Annotated in this window: 8 protein-coding genes and 2 pseudogenes; all 10 read left to right on the top strand. The window is 39.1% G+C overall.

What is annotated here, in order from left to right; genetic code table 11:
* The first annotated feature begins 20 nt into the window (after window positions 1-20).
* The 10 genes and pseudogenes from NYE65_RS25355 to NYE65_RS25310 all read left to right on the top strand — a co-directional run bounded on the left by NYE65_RS25355 (window position 21) and on the right by NYE65_RS25310 (window position 15,752).
* Window positions 21-926 carry a hypothetical protein gene (locus tag NYE65_RS25355; protein WP_063591086.1) on the top strand — a complete coding sequence of 302 codons (906 nt, stop codon included), beginning with the start codon at window positions 21-23 and terminating at the stop codon, window positions 924-926.
* A 499-nt stretch (window positions 927-1,425) separates the two neighbouring features.
* Window positions 1,426-2,052 carry a metal-dependent hydrolase gene (locus tag NYE65_RS25350; protein ID WP_328135921.1) on the top strand — a complete coding sequence of 209 codons (627 nt, stop codon included), beginning with the start codon at window positions 1,426-1,428 and terminating at the stop codon, window positions 2,050-2,052.
* A gap of 222 nt (window positions 2,053-2,274) precedes the next feature.
* Window positions 2,275-2,718 (top strand): C40 family peptidase, encoded by a 444-nt coding sequence (locus tag NYE65_RS25345; protein WP_222619807.1) that lies wholly within the window; start codon window positions 2,275-2,277, stop codon window positions 2,716-2,718.
* A 707-nt stretch (window positions 2,719-3,425) separates the two neighbouring features.
* Entirely contained in the window at window positions 3,426-5,555 is a 2,130-nt protein-coding gene (locus NYE65_RS25340; protein ID WP_262868990.1) for an ATP-dependent Clp protease ATP-binding subunit, read from the top strand.
* 389 nt (window positions 5,556-5,944) lie between these two features.
* A pseudogene (gene pulA, locus NYE65_RS25335) lies at window positions 5,945-7,831 on the top strand (type I pullulanase); the annotation flags it as partial.
* Between the two features lie 179 nt (window positions 7,832-8,010).
* Window positions 8,011-10,974, top strand: a complete 2,964-nt coding sequence (fdhF, locus tag NYE65_RS25330; protein ID WP_340862017.1) for a formate dehydrogenase subunit alpha — start codon at window positions 8,011-8,013, stop codon at window positions 10,972-10,974.
* Window positions 10,967-11,488 (top strand): annotated as a pseudogene (locus NYE65_RS25325) (DUF1641 domain-containing protein); the annotation flags it as partial. The gene fdhF and the pseudogene NYE65_RS25325, both read left to right, overlap by 8 nt.
* A 428-nt stretch (window positions 11,489-11,916) precedes the next feature.
* Window positions 11,917-13,404, top strand: a complete 1,488-nt coding sequence (locus tag NYE65_RS25320; protein WP_340862015.1) for a spore germination protein — start codon at window positions 11,917-11,919, stop codon at window positions 13,402-13,404.
* Window positions 13,405-13,430: 26 nt separating this feature from the next.
* Window positions 13,431-14,621, top strand: a complete 1,191-nt coding sequence (locus NYE65_RS25315; RefSeq protein WP_340862014.1) for a Ger(x)C family spore germination protein — start codon at window positions 13,431-13,433, stop codon at window positions 14,619-14,621.
* Window positions 14,622-14,645: 24 nt separating this feature from the next.
* Window positions 14,646-15,752, top strand: coding sequence for a GerAB/ArcD/ProY family transporter (locus tag NYE65_RS25310; protein WP_340862013.1), 1,107 nt, complete (start codon window positions 14,646-14,648; stop codon window positions 15,750-15,752).
* Window positions 15,753-15,920 lie beyond the last annotated feature (168 nt).

Below are 15,920 nucleotides of genomic sequence, written 5' to 3'. Positions count from 1 at the left end.
TCTTAAAAGGAGCAACCACATTGGCTATAGAGGAGCAGAAAGATAAACGGATTTCTGTTTTCGACAGGATTATAGGATTCATGCCAAAATTTTATGTGATTGGGACAATTTTAATTTTTGTTTACACGTTAGTCGCGATGGCTCATTTAGGTATCCAAACTTTAAAAAAGCCAGAGGAAACCATTGTACCTGCCCCCCCTGTTTCTCAGGGATTTGAACATACATTGATATCGTTAATCATCGAACCTATCGTAACGTCTGAATTTTATCAAATCATTTTTAACACATTATTCCTTTACCTAGTTTGGATATTGCTATTCCTATTAGCCCCGATTGCTTTTTACCGTTTAAAACACTTTAAATTCTTTAATATCGAAATTGAAATTGAAAAACAAGATGCAGCCGTTTATGAAGTATTCAGCATGAGCAGTTCAAAAATGAAATTTGCAGCCTATTTAACATCCGAGGAATTTCAATTGGAGATATCAGAGGAAATTGCCAACAGTAAAGACTTTAAAACACCCTTAATCTATACATTGGACTGTGCCGTGGATTTTTATTCCGATCAATTAGGTCTTTCCTTTACCTATGATATCTATACCCTGAACCAGTTCAAAAAAGCAAAGCTGCCTAAATCCATCAAAGCGATGCTTGAAAAGTCCATTCAAACCGGCGATCCGTGCATTACGAATAAAAGCAATAGCGATAGTGAATATTACAAGAATTTTCTTATCCATTATTTCGAAAACATGGACGGGAAATTCGTCACTGTCTTAAATAGTTATCAAACTGAATTCGATACATTCGATAAATCACTGCTTAAAATCCTGCAAAACGTCATATACGATTACTATTTACAATATAACTATATTTACGAAGCAAGTGAGAAGGTGGAAAAGAATGAAACCATTTCCCCTAATAATTAAAAAAACCACCCTATAAGTGGTTATTTTTTTTGGAAAGGTGATTGTTAATTATATTTTGGACAATTACATTATTACCAATGAGCTCCGACGATTTATTTACATGCTGTTCCCGAAAATCCATGTTCTTTATTTTCTTGGACTTTTTCCCATTTTTGAAATTATTGAAGGCATTTAAAAAAGCTATCTGAATCACTCCCCTTATAGATTAGTATATTCATATTTTGGATAAAATTTCATGAAAAACCTCAATTTACTGAAAAATATTTTGCGTATTTATAGTAATGAAAATTACCTAAACAAAGCAATTATAGACATTTAGAAAAAGTGTATTAAATGTACGAAAAGGTATTTTATTTGCTCTAATCAGTGATTTCTTTGGCTTTATTTATAAGAACTAGAGAAATTTTCCCCAAAATGTTGTATAGTTAGATATGCAGAGATTCGAACAAACATTCGTTTTCTTGAGCAGATTACTTCTTAGAGGGACAGGAGAGAGACAGTGAACGGGACAGCACACATGGCCATAGGGGCAACAGTTGGATTCTTGACGGCAAACACACTTCAAACAGATCCGACCACCACTTTATTCTTGGTGGGCATCGGGGGAGTTTCAGGGCTGATGCCCGATATGGATATTGATGGGAAGTTAAGTAATAGGATTACCTTTTCACATAAGTTTATCCGAACGATAGCACAAACGATTGGGATAATAATGATCATTTATAGTCTTTTGGAAGGCTCTGAAACGGAAAAGTGGATCGGGGCAGGGGCAGGAATCGGAATCATCATTATTTCATCTTTCATTAGGCAAAGACATATGCTGACCTTGACTGGATTAGCGGTATTAGGAGGCGGTTTATCTTTGCAGGAAAGCTGGTTGTGGCTTTTTGGAGTCTATATTATCCTGGCATCCTTTACACCACATAGAAGTTATACCCATTCGATTGCCGGTATCGCTTTCTTTGGCATCATTGCCTTTCAATTCGAAGCCTTTATGGGGATTGACGGAATTTTCGCCACTTGTTCATTAGGATACATAAGTCATTTAATTGCAGATTTGAAATGTTTACCTTTTAATAAACGTGGAGTGAAATTATTTCTTCCATTTTTCTCAAAAGAATTTTGACAGTGGTTTTTTACCGCTGTTTTTTTATGAAGAAAAGATAGTTTATTAAAGGTGCTTTTCAATATATTGAATGGACACTTGATTCGACTTATTTCTATGTTTTATATGGTCATTCTCCCTAAATCTACTAAATGTAACATATTCGTAAAGATCCTGTGATGCGAGTGATATAGCTTTTCTAGTATATTAGGTTTAGCAAATCACATCAGGGGGTAAATAATTTTGTTTAAGAAAATTGTCGTCGGATTGTCATTGGCTATCACGCTTGTAACCGCATCCTTTGCCGGAAACCAAGTGGAAGCTGCTTCATATCATACAAAAGCGATTAAAGTGGCTAAAAGTGAACTAGGTACAAAATATAAAATGGGTGGCATTTCTTCATCAGGTTTTGATTGTTCGGGTTTAGTGAAGTATTCATATCAAAAGGCTGGTAAGAATTTACCAAGAACTGCAGCTGACATATATATAAAAGGAAAGAAAGTTAAAAGCCTGCAAAAAGGTGACTTAATGTTCTTTGCACCAAATAAAGCGAAAAAACCCACACATGTGGCCATATACATAGGAAACAATGAATTCATACACTCGTCATCATCAAAAGGAGTGTCATACGCTAAAACCAATAATAGTTATTGGAAGCCAAAGTATATCGGTGCGAAACGTATATAATAGAAGAAAATCAATCTTAATATAAAAAAGCTAAGAGACTTAATGAAGTCTCTTTCAATTTGTAGACAAAAAGGTTTCGGAAGGTTTCATTCCGAAACCTTTTTGGTTTTTTATTGGAATTGAAGCAGCTATTGCGGAAAGGAAAGCATGGCATGGGTTGAACAACGAGGGGACTTTTAAGAAAGTATCGATATCACCTCAAGTATTAATACTGCTTAAAACAAAAAAGACTGGCAAAAGTATTTTATCTTAAAATTAAAACAAAGATGATTGGAACGGAAGGTGCGAGACTCCTGCGGGAAAAGCGCGTCAAGGGGAGACCCCACAGGTGCGAAGACGCCGAGGAGGCTCCCCGACCGCCCGCGGAAAGCGAGTACCTGGAGTGGAAATCCAACGTTTAAAAATTGTACTAACCTTAAAGAGACTTAATAAAGTCTTTTTTTGTTTTAAAAAATAAGAGTGAATGAGGCGGGTGTGTCCTGAATTGGGTAATCGGTAGTATGAAGCATTCATGAAAGCTTTTTAGTTGACTGGAAATGGATAGTTTAATATGCTTAGCAAACCAAATCGAAGGAATTCCTTTTTTTCAAAAAAATTCCCAGACAAAATTATTGAAAGTCAAAGAAGGTCAATGTATAATAAAGTCAGAAAGTCAAAGAAGGTCAAAGATTTGCTTTCAATTTAATTTTTTAAAGGAGGAGTACTACATGCTTTGTGAAAAATGCCATGTAAACCAAGCTAATATTCAAGTTCACCTAAATATGAATGGTCAGGAGCATGATGTGAAACTGTGCTCCACTTGTTATAAAGAAGAACGAAACAAACTTGGAGCAGCTATGGGCGGAATGGATATGGGGAAATTCCAATTTAACGGATCTCCAAATTCATTCAATCCATTTAATTATAATGGTGTACCAAAACCGGATTCAGCTGAAAATGGCGAGGACGGAGGATTGCTTGAGGAGTATGGCCGCAATTTGACCGATGCTGCTAAAGCAGGACTTATTGATCCGGTAATCGGACGAAATGAAGAGATCAAACGCGTCATTGAAGTTCTAAACAGACGCAATAAAAATAATCCAGTTTTAATCGGTGAACCTGGTGTCGGTAAAACAGCCATTGCTGAAGGTCTTGCTTTAGCGATTGTTGAAGGTTCGGTGCCAGTTAAATTACGTAATAAGCTAGTATATATGCTTGATGTAGCATCCCTTGTTTCCAATACTGGAATTAGAGGGCAATTCGAAGAAAGAATGAAGCAATTGATCAGCGAATTACAGGAAAGGAAAAATGTCATTTTATTCATCGATGAAATTCATCAACTTGTGGGAGCAGGTTCGGCCGAAGGATCAATGGATGCAGGAAATATCTTGAAGCCTGCACTTGCACGCGGCGAACTTCAGCTTGTCGGAGCAACCACTTTATCCGAATATAGGAAAATTGAAAAAGACGGTGCCCTTGAAAGACGTTTCCAGCCTGTACAGGTTAACGAACCTACAACGGCTGAGGCATTGGTCATCTTACGCGGTTTAAAAGAAAGTTATGAATCTTATCATGGTGTAACATATAGTGAGGAAGCCCTAAAAGCGGCTGTTGAACTTTCGAACCGCTACATTCAAGACAGATTCCTCCCTGACAAGGCAATAGACTTAATGGATGAAGCTGGTTCCAAATTGAACTTGACCATCGAAGACGGCCAGGTAGAAAACATGAAAGAACGACTGGCGCAAATTTATAAAGAAAAAGAAATGGCCTTAAAAGAAGAAGCATATGAAAAAGCTGCCGTTCTTCGTGATGAAGAAGAAAAACTGGAAAAGTCATTACAAGCAGGGGAAGATGCAATTAAGCCAACCGTAACCGTTGAAGACATTCAAAATATCATCGAACAAAAAACCGGCATTCCTGTAGGTAAGCTCCAAGAAGATGAGCAAGAAAGAATGGTTCATCTCCAAGCGGAGCTGATGAAAAAAGTAATCGGGCAGGAAGAGGCTGTCAAAAAGGTATCCAAGGCCGTTCGAAGAAGTCGTGCCGGGTTAAAATCCAAAAATCGTCCTACCGGTTCTTTCCTTTTCGTCGGTCCGACAGGAGTCGGTAAAACCGAATTGGCGAAAACTCTTGCCGAGGAATTATTCGGGGACAAGGACGCTATGATTCGTCTTGACATGAGTGAATTCATGGAGAAACATAGTGTTTCCAAATTAATTGGTTCTCCTCCTGGATATGTAGGACATGAGGAAGCTGGACAATTGACGGAAAAAGTTCGCCGCAAGCCTTACAGTATCATCTTATTGGATGAAATCGAAAAGGCACATCCGGATGTCATGCATATGTTCCTGCAAATCATGGAAGATGGCCGCTTAACCGACAGTCAAGGCCGGACCGTGACTTTTAAAGATACCGTGATCATCATGACGAGTAATGCAGGAGTCGGTGAGAAACAAAAAGTAATGGGATTCGGTACAAGTTCAGCTGTGGAAGAGGCTTCAATCCTGCAATCTTTAGGGAGCTTCTTCAAACCGGAATTCTTGAACCGGTTTGATAGCATCATTGAATTCTCTGCATTGAAGAAAGAAGATCTTCTGCAAATTGTTGATATCATGATTCACGAGCTAGACGAAACACTTGCTGCAAATGGTTTATCTTTAGATGTGACCAATGAAGCGAAACAAAGGCTAATTGAACTCGGATATCACCCAACTTTCGGGGCGAGACCGCTCCGCCGTGTTCTTCAAGAACAGCTCGAAGACGGCATCACCGATTTTATCTTTGAGCAGCCTGAAGTTAAGAACTTCACTGCAATTGTTGAAGATAACTCAGTGAAAATTATTAAAACACCATAAAGAGTACTAGAAATGCCTCCAAGACCGTAAAACTGTTATGGAGGCATTTTTTTCTTTTTTTTGGATTCACTTTTCATTAAACGATAAGAAAGGTCCAGTAAAATGACCTGCTGCTTTCGATTATTAAATATAGATTTCTGAATTTTCGACATAATTTGCAGATTGGATGTTTTGATGGGTAATGCCTGTGGAATCATAACATAATGGAAGATTCGCTCATGATTATAAAAATGAATAATTCCTGTTCTAAAATGGGAATTTCAATGGAGGAATGACCTATTAAAGATTCACTTTCTTATTTTGAAGAGGAAAATAAAAATAATCAAAAACCTATGGATAATGAAACGGAAAATCCGTTGGAATCCCTGCCGATTGCTAATATTAATCCGGTAAACCCGTCAGAATTGGATGATTTATATTTCTATGAAGGCAAAGATTTAGGAAATTCCTATCTTAAAGATAAAACGGCATTCCGGTTATGGGCACCACTTGCATCTGAAGCCAAGCTAGTTACTTATAAACATTGGGATGATACAGATGGAATGGAGATTCAAATGGTTCGTTCGGAAAAGGGGACCTGGACCATTGAGCTGAACGGAAATCAGGATGGATTGATTTATACATATAAAGTGAAAGTGGGAGAAACCTGGAGTGAAGCTGTCGATCCCTATGTTCGCGCAGTTACTGTTAATGGTGAAAAAGGGGTCGTGATAGATTTAACAGATACAAACCCAAAAAGGTGGACACGGGATAAACCACCTCTTGAAAAAGCTGAGGACATAGTCATTTATGAATTGCATACACGGGATTTATCGATTCATCCTGAAAGCGGAATCCATCATAAAGGTAAATTCTTAGGAGTAGTTGAAGCCGGAACCAAAGGTCCAGAAGGAGCGAAAACGGGTCTTGATCATATTAAAGATCTAGGTGTTACCCATGTTCAGTTTATCCCGATATTTGATTTTGCTACAGTCAATGAAAAGAAATTGAATGAACCACAATATAACTGGGGATATGATCCACAGAATTATAACGCTCCCGAAGGCTCTTATTCGACTGATCCGTATCAGCCAAAAGTAAGGATCCGGGAGTTAAAGGAAATGATACAAGGCTTACATGACCACGGGTTACGAGTGATCATGGATGTTGTATATAATCACGTTTATTCTGTGGAAGACTCAAACTTCCATAAACTCGTTCCCAAATACTTTTTTCGCTATAACGCCGATGGCACCTTATCTAATGGAACTGGTGTAGGAAATGATACTGCTTCCGAACGTAAAATGATGCGAAAATTCATCGTTGAATCCGTAACCTATTGGGCGAAGGAATTTAACCTTGATGGTTTCCGTTTCGATTTAATGGGTATTCACGATGTGGAAACGATGAATGTAGTGAAAAAGGCACTGGCAGAAATTGATCCGACCCTCATTGTTTTGGGCGAAGGCTGGGATATGGATACCCCCTTGGCCCAAGAGCTGAAAGCAAATCAAAAGAATGCTTTTAAAATGCCTGGAATCGCTCACTTTAATGATGCGATCCGTGATGGTTTAAAAGGGTTTGTCATGAATGAACATGATAAGGGATTCGTCAATGGCAAACCAGGAATGGAAGATATTATAAAAAAGGGCATCGCTGGTGGTTTGAAATATGATGAAGATATCGCAACTTATCAAAGACCAGATCAGGTGATCAATTATGTTGAAGCACATGATAATTATACGTTATGGGATAAGCTGCTCATCACTAATCCAGATGCTACGGAAGAAAAACGGAAACAGATGCATAAATTAGCTTCGGCAATTGTCTTACTGTCACAGGGAATTCCCATGATACATGCTGGACAAGAGTTTATGCGCACGAAGGATGGAGATGAAAACAGCTATCAATCTTCTGATTGGATTAACAGGTTGGATTGGAAAAGGAGAGCGGAGTTAGATCGGGAAGTGGAGTATATGAAAGGGCTGATTTCTCTCAGGAAAAATCATTCTGTTTTTAGGTTAAGCACATCCGAAGAAATTGAGGAGCAATTACAATTCATTGATGCTCCGCCAAATGCGGTTGCATTCACCTTACAACATCAAGATTATAAAATGGCAGTGATTCATAATGCAAATTGGGACGCGATAACCATTACTCTTCCGCACGAAGGTGATTGGTCCGTTTTAGTGGATGGTCAGCGTGCGGGCCTGGAAGAAATTGATAGGATTAAAGGGAGTCAGATAACCGTTGCCCCTTTAAGTTCGTTTGTATTGAAAGCAAACACTAATCAATGATACTAAAGTCGAAGTGAGTGAATACTATGTCTCACTTCGGCTTTAGTTCATTTTCTAATATGAAATTGGTCAAATGAAGACTTCCATTATTCACTTTCACAAGTTTGAGAAAATTTGTGCGAGGGTAAAAAAAAACCAAATGATGAATTTTATCGTTTTTTAAGAGGGGAGCGATTATTTTGCCAGAGAAAGTGCATATAAAAATCAATGGTGCTGAGACCAGTCTGGAAGGTAATCAAACAATATTACAAATGCTGACGGATAGCTCCATTGAAGTCCCGAATGTTTGTTACCACCCTAGCCTAGGTCCTATCGAAACATGTGATACATGTTTAGTGAGCGTTAATGGGGAACTAGTTAGATCTTGTTCCACCAAGATCAAAGATGGGGATGTAATCGATACAGCCGGAGCAGAGGTAAAAGAAGCACAGGTCATGGCGATGGACAAGATATTGTATAACCATGAGCTTTATTGTACGGTTTGCGATTATAATAATGGCACTTGTGAAATACACAATACCGTTAAGGAAATGAAGGTAAATCATCAAAGTGTTCCTTTTGATCAAAAACCCTATGAAGTGGATCGGACAAATCCATTCTATCGATATGACCCAGATCAATGCATCCTTTGCGGCCGTTGTGTTGAAGCTTGTCAAGATGTACAGGTCACTGAAACATTGACTATTGATTGGGAAGCAAAACGTCCGCGTGTCATTTGGGATGATAATGTTCCGATCAATGAATCTTCATGTGTGTCATGTGGGCACTGTTCCACAGTTTGCCCGTGTAATGCATTGATGGAAAAAGGGATGGAGGGTGAAGCCGGATTTTTAACTGGCATCGCTAAACAAACTCTTCGACCTATGATAGAAATTACGAAAAATGTTGAAACGGGTTATGGCTCGATTTTAGCGATTTCAGATATGGAATCCGCCATGAGGGATGCAAGGATCAAGAAGACAAAAACGGTTTGTACATATTGTGGTGTAGGATGCAGCTTTGACGTTTGGACCAAAGACCGTAAAATCCTTAAGATCGAACCGCAAGTGGAGGCACCTGCAAATGGAATTTCGACTTGCGTTAAAGGGAAATTCGGATGGGATTTTGTGAATAGTGAAGAAAGACTAACAAAACCTTTAATTAGAGAAGGGGATGCGTTCAGAGAGGCTGAATGGGAAGAAGCCCTTGAATTGATTTCCCGTAAATTCACCGACATCAAGGATTCTTACGGTCCGGATTCGATGGCTTTCATAACGTCTTCCAAATGCACCAATGAAGAGTCCTATTTAATGCAAAAGCTGGCTAGGGGCATCATCGGCACGAATAATGTTGATAACTGTTCCCGGTATTGTCAGACACCGGCTACTTTGGGACTATTCAGAACGGTTGGATATGGTGGAGATACAGGGGGCATAAAGGATATCGAAAATTCCGAACTTGTATTGATCATAGGCTCCAATACATCCGAATCACATCCCGTGCTGGCTACAAGAATCAAGCGTTCCCATAAACTGGGAAAACAGAAGCTGATAGTCGCAGACATCAGAAAGCATGAAATGGCTGACCGTTCCGACCTCTTCATCCAGCCTGCTCCGGGATCGGATATGATATGGCTATCGGCCGTCACTAAATATATCGTCGATAAAGGTTGGACAGATAAAGACTTCATCAAAAATCGTGTAAATGGGATGGAGGAATATATCAAGACTTTAGAACCCTACACAATGGATTATGCGGAAAAAGTAACAGGCGTAGCTAAGGAAGATTTAATTACGTTGGCAAAAGCCATTCATGAAGCGGGAAGCGTTGCAGCGCTTTGGGCAATGGGCGTTACCCAGCATGGCGGAGGAAGTGATACGAGTACTGCAATTTCCAATCTATTGCTCATAACGGGCAACTACGGTAAACCTGGAACAGGTACTTACCCTTTACGCGGACATAATAATGTACAAGGAGCCAGTGACTTTGGCAGTATGCCGGATCGCTTGCCAGGTTATGAAAAAGTAACGGATGAAAAGGTACGCGCGAAATATGAAAACATCTGGGGTACAAAAATTCCTGAAAACCCTGGCCTTAATAATCATGAAATGGTCGAAGGGATTCATTCAGGTACCATTAAAGCCATGTACTTAAAAGGCGAGGATATGGGGCTGGTCGATTCGAATATCAATCATGTCCATGAAGCATTTGAAAAACTGGACTTCTTTGTGGTACAAGATATCTTCCTATCAAGAACTGCTGAATTCGCGGATGTTGTCCTTCCAGCAAGCCCAAGCTTTGAAAAAGAAGGTACCTTCACGAATACCGAACGTCGTATACAACGCCTGTATCAAGTCTTTGAACCGCTTGGCGACTCAAAGCCTGATTGGCAAATCATTATGAATCTGGCGAATTCTTTAGGAGCGGGGTGGGATTATCGGCATCCAAGTGACATCATGGGAGAAGCAGCTAAATTATCGCCTTTATATGCTGGAGTCAATTACGAACGCTTGGAAGGTTATAAAAGTCTTCAATGGCCAGTTGCATCAGATGGTAAAGATACTCCATTATTATTCACGGAAGCTTTTCCGTTTCCCGATGGAAAAGCGAGGTTATTTCCAGTCGAATGGACCAAACCGATTGACTTTGGGGATGAGTTTGATATCCATGTAAATAATGGCCGCTTATTGGAACATTTCCATGAAGGAAACATGACATATAAATCAAAAGGCATCAGTTCCAAAACGCCAAAGGTCTTCCTTGAGGTATCCCGGGAATTGGCAAAAGATAGAGGGCTTGAGGATGGTACCCTTGTTCGGCTCACTTCACCGTTTGGACATGCAAAAGTGGAATGTCTGATTACGGATCGTGTAAAAGGGAAAGAAGTTTATCTTCCGATGAACGATTCAGGTGACGGGGCAATCAACCAATTGACAAGCAGCCATTCAGATAAAGATACTGATACTCCTGCCTATAAGGAAGTTCAAGCAAAAATGGAAGTGCTCAGGGTCAAAGGAGACAATCCATTGCCGAGCATCAACCATCGTAATGGTAATCCCCAACCGCAGATAGGTGTACAAGTACAAAAAAAATGGGCCCGCGAAGATTATATATTCCCTGGTGACCTCTTGAAAATCAAAAAGGAGGAGAGGAACCATGGCTAAAGCGACAAAAGTGATCAATCGAAACAGCATTAGCGATGAAGAAAGAAGAAGGATTGAACTCGAGGATATCGAGCGTACCCTTTTGGAAAATAAAGAAGTGATTAAAGAAACGTTTGAAGTCATGAAGGGCATGCAGGATCGTGGGATATTATCGATGGTTAACAGCTTGTTGAAGGAAGGGGATAAAGTGCTCAACATTCTTGTCAAGACAGCAGACACCCCAGAAACGGCAAATACGCTGAAAAATCTGCTTCTCATACTTGGTACATTAGGGACACTTAATGTTCAGCAGCTTGAACCGCTAATCCTCAAAGTCAACTCAGGGATTGCCCGTGTGGCCGAAGCTGATAAAACGCCAGAAAAGCCAAGTTATTTAGCGTTACTGCGTTCCTTGAATGACCAAGAAGTAAAACAAGCCATGACCTTCCTGATGACTTTTATTAAAGGAATGGGAGAAGATACAAGCGATTTAGAAAGAACCACCCAATTACCGGAGAATCAGCATTTGCATAAAACGAATGAAACAGCGGAAATAGAACGGCCCGCCTCCAGAAAATCATACGGCTCAAGTATTCCCAGTAAAAACGGAAGCCATAAAAAACGAAACACCGGTTGGTTTTGGATTGCAGCTGGAGTTTCACTCGTAATGATTCCACTAACCATAGCTAAAAGTAATAAATAAAGTGCATTGCTCGTTTATCCTATTGAAACGGATGTAGAATCGTCTGCGAAATTGATTTTGTTTTGATTAATGGTGAATAATCCCCAGTAAAATATTTAAGCCGATGATTCCCATAAGGGAATGCATCGGCTTTTTTCATTAAAACCTTCTATCAAAATTTTTCACGCCATCCTTTTATTACATATATTTATCTTAGATACAAATAATAAAAGCAATCATTAGTGAAACGAACACACACTTATTTAGTAAGGGGCGGAAAAGTGAGAATAGGACGTTCTCTTAAAAGAGCTAAAGAAAAATCTACAACCAATGGCACCTTATCCTGCGAGGTAAATGAAAATGTAAAGAGATTGAAGAACGTGCTTGGGGACAGTTCAGATTTGTCTGTTCGAATGATTGAATCTCCACACGATAAATCGATACAGGCAGCTATAATCCACCTTGATGGTTTGGCTGACGCTACCATCATTAATGAAAATATAGTTGAACCATTAATAGATTGGTTTAAAGAAAATAATCAAACATTGACAGAGATGGAGGAAAGGGCAAGCCATATTTTAACGGTATCCCAAGTAACCGTTAAAGAAATTTGGCAGGAATTCCTATCAGCGGTTTTGACAGGAGATACGGTTGTATTATTGAATGGCAGTACAAAAGCATTCATCGCCAGTACGAAAAGTCAGCCATCCCGTGCCATAACCGAGCCGACAAGCCAAACGGTCATTAGAGGACCAAAAGATAGTTTTACTGAAAATTTAAGAACCAATACGTCTTTAATTCGTGCTAGAATTCAAAATCCTGATGTGCGCTTAGAAAGCTTGAAAGTCGGAAGTGTCACACAAACGGATATTGGAATCATGTACATTCAGGGAATTGCGGATGAGAGTATTGTGGAGGAAGTCAAAGAACGAGTAAAGGGCATTGATATTGATGGAGTTCTTGAATCGAATTACATTGAGGAATTTATCCGGGATGATTCAACGACCATTTTCCCCCTTCTTTTGAATACCGAACGACCTGATGCGGTAGTCGGGAATTTATTAGAAGGTAGAATCGCCATCATCATTCACGGAACTCCTTTTGTATTAATCGTACCGGCAGTGTTTTCTCAATTTTTTCAATCTCCGGAGGACTATTATCAAAATCAATATATCGGCTCCTTTTTAAGGATGTTAAGATTCGGAGCCTTTTTTCTGTCGATGTATGCATCCGCTATTTATTTGGCACTAATTACTCATCACCAAGGGCTTATTCCTACTACTTTACTGGTCAGTTTAATGGCTCAAAGAGAAAATGTCCCTTATCCAGCGATTGTCGAAATACTGGTAATGGAAATGGCCTTCGAGATTTTACGGGAGGCAGGAATTCGAATGCCAAGGGCAATAGGGCCGGCTGTATCCATAGTAGGAGCACTCATTTTAGGTCAGGCAGCTGTTGAAGCGGGATTTGTGGGAGCGGCAGTGGTCATCATTGTAGCCATATCTGCAATCAGCAGTTTTACACTGCCAAATACCAGTCTAGTCAATGTGTCTCGTGGAATTCGATTTATGCTGATTTTTATTTCAGCATTCATCGGCTTATATGGCATATTGCTTTTCACTCTATGTATCTGGCTTCATATGAGCAGCCTAAGGTCTTTTGGTGTACCCTATTTTGCCCCATTTGCTCCATTTCGTTTAAATGAGCAAAGAGATGTTTTTTTTCGTTTCCCGCTACCATCACTATTGAAAAAATCATCAAGAAAATAAAACTGGCTAATTACGGGGGACGAAAAATGAAAATGCATATTTCACTAGTATGGATGGCAGCCATTTGCTTACTGATTTCAGGTTGTTCTAATTACAGGGAATTAAACGAGCTAGGTGTCATAATAGCGATGGGAGTTGACCAAAATGACGATCCAAAACAACCTTACCGAGTAACATATCAAGTCATAAATCCTAGCGGCCTATCCCAAACCAGCACATCAGGAGGTCAAAGCCTCGCTGTTATCAATTATACGATAACAGGAAAAACAATTTTGGAAACTTTTGGAAAATCAGCTTCGGTTATTCCGAGGGAAAATAACACAACACATCTCTCGCTCATTATTATTGGTGAGAAGTTAGCTCGAAATAATCTTGATTTAATCTTTGATGGTCTCGATAGAGGAAAATATTCACGAGGAAGTATCCCGATCTTTATTGCGCGAGGGAAGACTGCTAAGGATGTACTTGGGGTAATTGAACCACTTGAGACTACTCCAGGTAAAAATATTATCAGTACAACACAAAATAATCAAAAGTGGTATGGATCATCCAGTGAGGTGTTAGCTTATGAAATCATTTCTTCACTTTTGAGTGAAGGTAAAGATGCATCACTTCCGGGAATCAGTATAAGCAATGCTTCCGGGAAGGGGAAGCAAACAGAAAATTTAGAGACGACGAACCCGACTACTATTAAGGTTAAGGGATTAGCCATTTTCAGAAAAGGAAAATTGGTGAGATGGTTGGATGGAGAAACGGCCCGAGCCGCTCAATTCGTTACATCGAAAGTGAAAAATACCCCCGTTGTGATACCTTGTGAAAGAGGCAATGTGACAATCAACACAATCGGTGTAAAAAGTAAAATGTTTACCGCAATCCATCATGAAAAACCTGTCATACATACTGATGTCAACGTGATGGGAGAACTGTTGGAAACATCATGTGAGATTAATTTAAGCGATCCCAGAGTGTTGAAAAAATTCGAAAAAAAAATGGAAAATGTATTAAAAAAGCAAATTAAAAGGACGATTAGCATCACTCAAAAAGAAAAGTCAGATATTTTTGGTTTTGGTGATGCCCTGTCTCGAACAAATCCCGTTTATTGGCGCCAAAACAAAAAAAATTGGGATACCCTATATTCAGATGCGCAGGTATCATTGAAAGTTCATGTAGAGATTATCAATTCCGGATTGCGAATGGAACCTTATGAGTCGAAATAAAAGAATGAGGAGATGAAGGAGGCATTGCCTAAAATAAAAATTGATGGATTTCAGTTATTTTGCATGATGGTCATTTTTATGTTTGGTAGTAATTTACTGCTTGATATAGGAAAAAGCGCCAAGCAGGACGTCTGGATTGTGAATCTCTTATCAACCCTTTTTGGGTGTTTACTGTATTTCATGTATATTTCATTATTTAAAAAATACCCTGATTTACCGATGACCGGCTATCTCCGAAAAATTTGGGGTAAATATATCGGTGGTGCATTCAGTTTTTGTTATATCATCTATTTTATTTATCTGGCTTCAAGAGTGTTACGAGATTTTGAAGAATTATTAATTAGCTCTACTTATAGGCGTACTTCCTTAATAACGCTGGGGATATGCATGATACTTGTTTTAATATATGGAGTTCACCTAGGGGTGGAAGCATTTGCACGTGTTGCATGCTTATGCTTTGCCATTATTATCATAAGCCTTTTGATTCTGAACATTATGTTTGTATTGGGAGGATATACAAGATTGGAGAATCTTCAGCCTGTATTAGGCAACGGATGGGGATTGGTATGGAAAGAGTTGATTCCTACAGGTATCACTGTACCTTTCGGAGAATTGATTACGTTTACGATGATCCTTCCGTATTTGAATAAAAAGAGTTCTGCCGTTAAAGTGGGCCTTTTTGCGATAATTATAGGTGGGGTTTCATTAACTCTTAATTCGATCCTTCTCTTGTCTGTATTAGGTCCCGAGGCGGTATTAAGGTCTAATTTCCCAGCTCTTACAGCCGTGAGTTATATTAATATCGCTGATTTTATTGAAAGACTGGATACCTTTATTCTTGTTTTAATGATCATTTTAGGCTTCATTAAAATTTCGATTTTCTTCTTTTGTGCCATTATTGGCGCAGCAGACTTATTTCAAATGAAACCTTCTCCTATGTTCATTTATCTTGTTGGCGGTGTTATTTTCATCTCTTCGATTATGATTGCTCCTAGTTATCAGGCACATATAAATGAAGGGTTAAAAATCGTCCCTTACCTTTTGCATCTACCTTTCCTCATTGGAATCCCAATTCTTTTATTGCTTACCGTATATATAAAACAAAAATTAAAACCGGCGGCAGTATCATGAAGATGGAGGCTGCCGATTTTTTTTTACTGAGATTACGTTCAAAATAAGAAAGATTATAGTGAATGTAATGAGTAGAAAGTAATCTTCTCCACGAGCTACTATCAAATATTGTTTGATACTATAGAAAGAGTGGAATATACTCAAGCCCTGTAATTTATCAAGGAGTAT

This window comes from Peribacillus sp. FSL R5-0717 (assembly GCF_038002945.1).
Taxonomy (GTDB): Bacteria; Bacillota; Bacilli; order Bacillales; family DSM-1321; genus Peribacillus; species Peribacillus frigoritolerans.
The sequence above is the reverse complement of the archived record's forward strand: the minus strand, read 5'-3'. Positions and strand labels throughout refer to the sequence as shown.

What these genes read in the sequence shown, in the direction of transcription:
- NYE65_RS25340 (WP_262868990.1), top strand. Translation starts at nt 3,426, where the DNA reads ATGCTTTGTGAAAAATGCCATGTAAACCAAGCTAATATTCAAGTTCAC.
- NYE65_RS25315 (WP_340862014.1), top strand. Translation starts at nt 13,431, where the DNA reads ATGAAAATGCATATTTCACTAGTATGGATGGCAGCCATTTGCTTACTG.